8 protein-coding genes and 1 riboswitch are annotated in these 7481 nt (G+C 58.4%); of the genes, 2 read left to right on the top strand and 6 right to left on the bottom strand.

The genetic code is table 11. The features are described from left to right. A partial coding sequence (locus ABJP42_RS13770; RefSeq protein WP_490363225.1) for an amino acid kinase family protein occupies positions 1-449 on the bottom strand: 449 nt, incomplete at its 3' end. A 297-nt stretch (positions 450-746) separates the two neighbouring features. Here ABJP42_RS13770 and ABJP42_RS13765 point away from each other — a divergent pair. Further along, entirely contained in the window at positions 747-1058 is a 312-nt protein-coding gene (locus ABJP42_RS13765) for a hypothetical protein (protein WP_348341286.1), read from the top strand. Between the two features lie 27 nt (positions 1059-1085). Here ABJP42_RS13765 and ABJP42_RS13760 read toward each other — a convergent pair whose 3' ends face one another. The 3 genes from ABJP42_RS13760 to metZ form a co-directional block, all read right to left on the bottom strand. Beyond that, positions 1086-2534 carry a TrkH family potassium uptake protein gene (locus ABJP42_RS13760; RefSeq protein WP_348341284.1) on the bottom strand — a complete coding sequence of 483 codons (1449 nt, stop codon included), beginning with the start codon at positions 2532-2534 and terminating at the stop codon, positions 1086-1088. A 110-nt stretch (positions 2535-2644) separates the two neighbouring features. Continuing rightward, the gene (gene folE2, locus ABJP42_RS13755) at positions 2645-3748 is read right to left on the bottom strand and encodes a GTP cyclohydrolase FolE2 (RefSeq protein WP_348341282.1); all 1104 of its coding nucleotides are present in this window, start codon (positions 3746-3748) and stop codon (positions 2645-2647) included. Positions 3749-3917: 169 nt separating this feature from the next. Beyond that, on the bottom strand, positions 3918-5108 hold the full coding sequence (gene metZ, locus ABJP42_RS13750; RefSeq protein ID WP_348341280.1) for an O-succinylhomoserine sulfhydrylase: 1191 nt from the start codon (positions 5106-5108) through the stop codon (positions 3918-3920). 60 nt (positions 5109-5168) lie between these two features. Next, a riboswitch (SAM riboswitch) is annotated at positions 5169-5246 on the bottom strand. Positions 5247-5403: 157 nt separating this feature from the next. On the opposite strand from metZ, the gene ABJP42_RS13745 reads away from it, so the two are divergent. Beyond that, positions 5404-6114, top strand: a complete 711-nt coding sequence (locus ABJP42_RS13745) for a glutathione S-transferase N-terminal domain-containing protein (RefSeq protein ID WP_348341279.1) — start codon at positions 5404-5406, stop codon at positions 6112-6114. Between the two features lie 95 nt (positions 6115-6209). Here ABJP42_RS13745 and ABJP42_RS13740 read toward each other — a convergent pair whose 3' ends face one another. Then, positions 6210-6842 carry an inner membrane-spanning protein YciB gene (locus tag ABJP42_RS13740; RefSeq protein WP_348341277.1) on the bottom strand — a complete coding sequence of 211 codons (633 nt, stop codon included), beginning with the start codon at positions 6840-6842 and terminating at the stop codon, positions 6210-6212. Positions 6843-6888: 46 nt separating this feature from the next. Next, a partial coding sequence (locus ABJP42_RS13735; protein ID WP_348341275.1) for an EamA family transporter occupies positions 6889-7481 on the bottom strand: 593 nt, incomplete at its 5' end.

The raw sequence follows: 7481 nt of genomic DNA, 5'->3' as shown, positions 1-7481 counted from the left end.
CCCAATGTGGTGATGCGTCCCTCTGGGCTGATGCCCTGGAACCCCGCCACAACAGCGACCCGCATGCCCTCACCAAATTTGGCGTTGATATTGTCGGTCGGGATCTCTTCGATCCGGGCTTGGCTATGGGCGCTGGTGGTTTTCAGCGGCACTTGCCAACCCTGCCAACTGCGCGCGGGCACATCCATTTCCTGCAGCGTCAGCGCCATCAGGCCAGCGGTGACGTTTTCCCCAGAAGAGACCACCGCGTCATATTCGCGGGCGTCAAACATTGGCGAAGTCTCATTGACCCAGCCGACCATCTCATTGGTCTTGCCCGACATGGCAGAGACGATGACGATAACGTCATAGCCCTTGGCCACTTCGACGCCAACGCGCTTTGCCGCGCGCCGGATTCGGTCGAGGTTGGCGACAGAGGTGCCGCCGAATTTCATTACTAGAACGGGCATGGGCAAAAGTCTCCGTGCGCTCGCTGTTTCCGATCAATGCCTCATAGGCGGAAGCTCATGTGAGAGCAAGACTCGCGATTGTAGCGATACATCCCTGCCCCCCTGCCCTGACGATCTGCCGCAGGGAAACGACACATGAGCAGGCACCCCTTGGGCCTCTCTTTACACCCCTTGCCGCCAATGCGAGGGTGCTACCAATCCGAAAACAGGCCAGTATTTTGGCCACACAGGGAAATTCACATGCGCCTTTTTGCTACTTCCGTTCTTGCCCTCTGTCTGTCACTGCCTCTTAGCTCCATGGCGTTGGCGGAAAATGTCGCGGGGACTGACGGGGTCAATTCAATCGGCCATCTGCGCTGCGCCGCCAAAGAAGGCGCCAACCTGTCTGATTGTATCTATGAGATGCTGCCCAAGGACGGTGGTGAGTTCACCCTGCGCATTGCCCTGCCCGGCGGAGCTGTGCGCTACCTTTATGGCAAGAATGGCAAGATCACTGGCACCGACAGCACTAGCAGCATGGGATCGAAACGCTTTGCCAATAAAACGGTGGTGCATATCCAGCCCGGTGAACTGATTGAGATCCCCAACTCCTTGATCGACCCCAAGTAAACTATGCCAGCTGGGTGCGCCTGCTATCTAGGCGCGCCAGAACCGTACTGTGAGAATGGCATAGACCGCCATCAGCTCCAACCGGCCAATCAACATGGCGCTGCTCAGGATCCACTTGGCAGGATCGTTGAGGGAAGCAAAGTTCCCAGCTGGTCCAATCGTTTGTCCCAACCCGGGGCCAACATTGGCCACGGCTGTGGCCGCTCCGGAAATGGCGGTGATAAAGTCGAGCCCGGTCAGCGCCAGCGCCCAGGCCACGATGCCCATGGTCACCACAAAGAACATAAAGAACGAAATCACCGAGCTGAGCACATCCGGCCCAACCGGGCGCCCCTCAAAGCGCGGCACAAAGATACCATGCGGCGAGCGAATACGCTGAATCTGCACCCGGATCGAAGCAAAGAGCAGCTGATAACGGAAGATCTTGACCGAACAGGCGGTTGATCCCGCGCAGCCGCCGATCATGCCAACAAAGAAGAACACCATGACCAAAAAGCTGCCCCACTGCATGTAATCCGTGCTGGCGTAGCCAGTACCGGACATAATGGAGGTAATATTGAACAGGGCCTGCCGCAGGGCCTGCTCTGCCCCGTGCGGATTGGCAAGAAACAGCACCCCGGCAGTGACCAGAACCAGTAGCCCCAGCGTCGCGAGGAAGGCGCGAATTTGACTGTCCCGAAACATCGGCGTGGTTTGGCCATTGACCAGCTGCACGTAACGGACAAAGGGCAGCGCCGCGAGGATCATAAAGACCGTGGCGGCATATTCAGCGCCACCGCTAAAGGCCCCGAATGAGGCGTCATAATTGGAAAAACCACCTGTGGCGATGGTGGTCATCGCATGCACCAAAGCGTCAAACCCACCCATGCCCAAAACGATATAGACCAGCATGCAGATGGCTGTCAGCCCGACATAGATCAGCGAGATCTGCTTGGCGATGGCCTGGGCGCGTGGCAGGATTTTACCAAAGGTATCAAAGCTTTCCGACTTAAAAATCTGCATGCCGCCAACCCGCAACTCGGGCAGGAAAACCATGGCAACAACGATGATCCCGATGCCGCCCAGCCATTGCAGAATACCCCGCCACAATAGCAGCCCCTTAGGCAGGGTATCCAGCCCCGAGATCACCGTTGACCCGGTGGTGGTCAACCCCGACATGGCTTCAAAAAATGCATCCGTAAAGCTGAGGTCGGTCACCCCCAACATCAGTGGCAGGGCGCCAAATATCGGCAGGGCTACCCAGACAAAGGTGGTCAGCAAAAAGGTCTGCTGGATGGTCAGCCCCTCGTGATTGCCACTGCCACAGCTCAGCGCCAACAGAGCCCCGGCCAGAATGGTGATCACGCCGCTTTCCAGAAAAACCGGCCACTCCCCTCGCCCCTCGATGAGGTCAGCCAGGAAGGGGAACACCATCATGGCGCCCAGGATCACCACCAAAAGGCCGATCACATATCCAACGGGTCGAAAATCCAACATAGGAGCGAGCGTTGGCCCCCTGAGAGGAAACTGTCAAGCCAAAGCCCCGCCGCCAGGCCTGCGAAGTGCCCAGAAGCAACGGTTCAGATCAGACGCTGTTGCAGCGCCTGTCAGCCCTGATGGATCAGGGTGGAAAACAGACGAGGATCCAGGCTCTTTCCGGCAAACAGCGGCCCCTGTGTCAGAATGCTTATGGCATCATGGCTGTGCAGGCTCTCCTGATGGCTGGCAACGATGCGGAAATCCGTGATTCGTGGGTCATTCTGCAGCGCCTCGCAGAACAGCCTGGCCGCATCTTCGACAAAAATCGGATTGGCGGCATTGAGCTCGGCGAAGGCCTGTTCATCCTCTCGTTTCACCATCACCTGTGTCTCAGTCGGCACAGCACGACGGCAATGTTCGATCAGATCCTCAAACCACAGGCAGGTGCTCTCCGGGTCCACGGCAACGGAAATCCGCGCCACGGAACGCTGCGAATGTGGCGTCGCCAGCTGGCCGCGCGCCTGGCGCGCATGTTCGCTCAGCTCCAGCGAGCAGGGGCAGGTCGAGGAATAGACATAGTCCAGATGCATCACCTTGTGACGCTGACCCTCTGACTGCACCAGCTCCAGGGCGATATCGTAATACTGATAGCCCGAGAGGCCCGAGCGCAGGCTCTCAATCCGAACCGGGAAGGAAAACCGCATCTGCAGCCGCGCATCCATGCTCTCCAGATCCGCCAGATAATCGCTAAGGGTCGCCTCCATCACCTCAAAACTAAAGGTTTTTTCCGCGTGCTTGTAAAAGGAGCGCATGATCCGGGACATATTGATGCCCTTCTTACCTGCTTCCAAACTGACCGAGCCGGTGATTGAGGTCTCCAAGGTCTGATCATCGCCGTCACGGCTGTGAAACCGAATCGGCAGGCGGAAATTGGAGATGCCTACATGCTGGATCTGTTCCTTGGCCCCACGAATGAGGCTGGCCGGACCGTTCTGCAGATCCGGCAGAGTGGCGCGGTAGGCCTCGTCCGATTTGAAATCCGTTGGGTAATCGCGCGCCAGATCAGGATAGTTCCCCACTGCGCGCCCCGGCAACAGCCGCGCCACCGCCGGATCCAGCTGCGCCACTTCGGTTGGGTCGGCGGTTTCAGCCCACTGCCGGAGCAAGGCCAGGGCCGCCTCGGCCTCTTTGCGGTCCGGGGACTCGGTCATATCACGGTTGAGGATATTCATCGCGCAATGCTCTCCGTTTCCGCCGCCACCTGTGGCAGGGGTCCAACTTGTTTAGACCTTTACGCTGCAGAATTCAAAACGGATCAATCAAATACGGCAGGTTCCGGCCCGGTTCTGACGCGACGATCAGATCCGGAGCCTGTTTTACAAAGAAGGGTTAGTTCCCTGGTTAGTCTTGAGCGGCGTCCAGCGCCTGGGTGAGATCAGCAATCAGATCACCCGCATCTTCCAGACCAACAGAGAACCGCACCAGACCCGGCGTGATTCCTAGCTCCACCTTCTGCTCATCAGGCAGGCGCTGGTGGGTGGTGGTCGCCGGATGGGTAGCGATGGATTTGGCATCGCCCAGATTGTTGGAGATCACCGGAATGGTCAGCGCGTTGAGGAAGCGGAAGGCGGCCTCTTTGCCGCCTTTGATGTCCAACGACAAGACGGTGCCGCCCTGACCGCCCAATTGGCTTTGGACAAGCGCATGTTGCGCATGGGCCGCCAGACCCGGATAGATGATGCGCTCAAGCGCTTTGTGACCTTCAAAGGCCTCTGCGATCTCCAATGCGGTTTCGGCCTGGGCTTTAACTCGCAGGTCAATGGTTTCCAGCCCTTTCAGAAGAGTCCAGGCATTAAACGGGCTGAGAGAGCCGCCGGTATGCTTCATATAGGGTTCAAGCGTGCCACGGATATAGTCTTTGGTGCCGAGCACCACGCCGCCCAACACCCTACCCTGACCATCAATATGCTTGGTGGCAGAATAGACCACCACATCGGCGCCCTGTTCGATCGCCTTGGAGAACACAGGGGTGGAAAACACATTGTCGACCACCACCGTTGCGCCATGCTCATGGGCAATGGCGCTCACTGCTTCGATGTCGATCACCTCCAGCGTCGGGTTGGACATGCTTTCAAAAAACACCGCCTTGGTGTCGGGCCGCATGGCAGCGCGCCACTGATCCAGATCGGTTCCATCTACAAAAGTGACCTCAACCCCATAGCGGGACAGGACATTTTCCAGAATATACAGACAGGACCCAAACAGGGCCTTGGCGGAAACCACATGATCCCCAGCCTTGAGCAGGGAGGTCAGCGCGCCGCTGACCGCCGCCATGCCAGAGGCGGTTGCAAAGGCATCCTCGGCCCCTTCCAGCAGGGCAATGCGGTCTTCGAACATGGCCACAGTGGGGTTGCCATAGCGGCCATAAATAAACTCATCCGGGCCGGTCTCAATGAACCGCGCCTCGGCCTGTTCGGCGCTGTCATAGACAAAACCCTGGGTCAGGAAGATCGCTTCGCTTACTTCGTTGTACTGGCTGCGGCGGGTGCCGCCATGCACCAGCTTGGTGCGGTTGTTCCAGTTCTCACTCATCTCATGCCTCCTGCGCCTGTCGCGCAACAAAAAAACCCCCGTCCGGCCAAGCGAAAGGGGGTCCTTCACATCCTGACCTCTTTAGCGGAATGTTTAACGTGGCCCGCAATCCGGTTACAAATCGCCACAATGGTAGTGGCAGAGCCGATACGCCTGTTGCGCCTCACAGTCAAGCGTTTCGGGCTCTGCCTTCTGCCAGTTCACAGCGCTGTGTCCGGCCCCCTACAGGCAGCTATTGTCCTGCCGCATCAGCCGTGTTTTCATCCCGCGCAGCCCCAAATGCACAGGATGAGACATGCAGGACCCAACCCAGGACCCAATCGAACTCTTTTACTGGCCTACTCCCAATGGCTGGAAGGTCTCCATCGCGCTGGAGGAAATGGGTCTGCCCTATGCGGTCACGCTGATCAATATCTCCAAGGGCGATCAGTTTGCCCCCGATTTTCTCAAGATCGCCCCCAACAACCGGATGCCTGCCATCATAGACCCGCAGGGGCCGGGTGGCGCACCGGTTTCGCTGTTTGAAAGCGGTGCGATCCTACAATATCTGGCCCGCAAGACCGGCCAGTTCTATGGGGCCTCGGACCGCGAGCGCCTGGCGGTGGATCAATGGCTGATGTGGCAGATGGGTGGTTTGGGGCCGATGGCGGGCCAGGCGCACCACTTCCTGAAATATGCCCCAGAGCCCATCCCCTATGCCAAGGATCGTTACCGGGCAGAAGTGGCGCGGCTTTACGGCGTGTTGGACCGGCAATTGGCAGAAAACGAATATGTCGCCGGCGACAGCTTTACCATTGCCGATATGGCGATTTGGCCCTGGGCCTCGCTGTGGGAGGGGCAGGAGCAGAGCCTCGACGACAAGCCCCAAATGGCGCGTTGGCTGGAGCAACTTTGGGCGCGCCCTGGCCTTATTGCCGGCCGCGCTTTAGAGGCCGAGCAGCGCGGTGACCGTTCAGACAGTCGCGCACAACAGGTTATCTTTGGCAAAACAGCAAAGGGTCAATAGCCCTACCCTTCCCTGTGGCCATGCCAAGGCGTGGTGGTGTGGTTTGCCTTTAGTCTGGCCTATCTGTGGCCTGTCTGTGGCCTGGCCAAGGCCACTCAGGCCTCATCCTCGTCCGGCAGCCCATGTTCCTGAAACACTTTGCCCTGAAGCATGAAGAAACCAAACATCGCCACCGGCAGGCCAAAGGTTTTGAAATAGACCCAGATATCAGTGCTTTGAGTGCGCCAGATTACCTCGTTTATCAGCGCCAGCCCTAGGAAGAACAGGCAGATCCGCCGGGTCAGGATCATCCAGCCCTCATGCTCCAGCGGCATCATCTCTTCCATCACCAGCTTGAGATAGCTTTGCCCGCGCAGCAGACCCACGCCCAGCGCGCCGCCAAACAGCAAATAGATCAGGGTGGGCTTCATCTTGAAAAACCGCTCATCATTGAGCCAGACGGACAGGCCACCCATAAAGATCACCAGTACCAGAGTGGCCACCTGCATCTTTGACAGATGCCCGGTCAGTTTCCATAGCAGCAGGGTCGACAGAATCATCAAAGGGATAAAGGCGGCCGTTACGATGATAAAGCCTTGGTACTCCTGCCCGGCGATTAGGAATACCTCTTCGCGCAGCTTGATATAGCCGATGAAAAACAGCACCACAGGGCCAAGCTCCAGCACCATTTTCAGGGTTGGATTGATCTTTTTGGCTGCGTCTTTTTCGCCAGTCTCTTCGCCGGTCATTGGCTCTCCTAAAGCTCGTATTGCCCCGCAGGGGCGGATGGCGGCTTCAGCCGCCCATCTCCACTATCACGGCGCCCAGCGCGATCAAAGCCATCAAGGCAATGCGCCGGGGACCTACGGTTTCTTTCAGCACCAGCCAGCCGATCAGGGCAGCAAAAACGGTTGATGTCTCGCGCAGAACCGCCGCCTCGCCCACCTTATCAAGCCGGGTGGCCAGCATCACCGCCCCAAAAGACGCAAAGGCCACCAGCCCGCCAAACAGCCCCTTGATTGCCAGGGGGCCGAGGGCGGGGCGATCCGCCATGCGGCGCCAGCGCAGATAGGCATAGGGCGGCATGGCCAGCCCATCGATCATGAAAAACCACGCAAGAAAGGTAAAAGGATCCGCTGTGGCGCGAATGCCATAGGCATCATAGGTGGTGTAGAGCGCCACAAACAGTCCGGTGACCAGAGCCAAGAACATCGCCAGGCCAAGGGTCTCGCGGTGGGTTTCCAGATAGCGGTAGTTGTAAGCCGCCAGGCCAAAGATCCCAGCCAGCAAAACGCCAACCCCCGCCCATTGTATCAAAGAGAAGGTCTCGCCAAACAGGTAGTAAGAGCCAATCACCGTGAACAGCGGCCCCGTGCCGCGCACCACCG

The sequence above is a fragment of the Pseudophaeobacter sp. genome (assembly GCF_039971195.1).
GTDB lineage: Bacteria > Pseudomonadota > Alphaproteobacteria > Rhodobacterales > Rhodobacteraceae > Pseudophaeobacter.
This window is presented reverse-complemented; position numbering and strand designations above follow the sequence as displayed.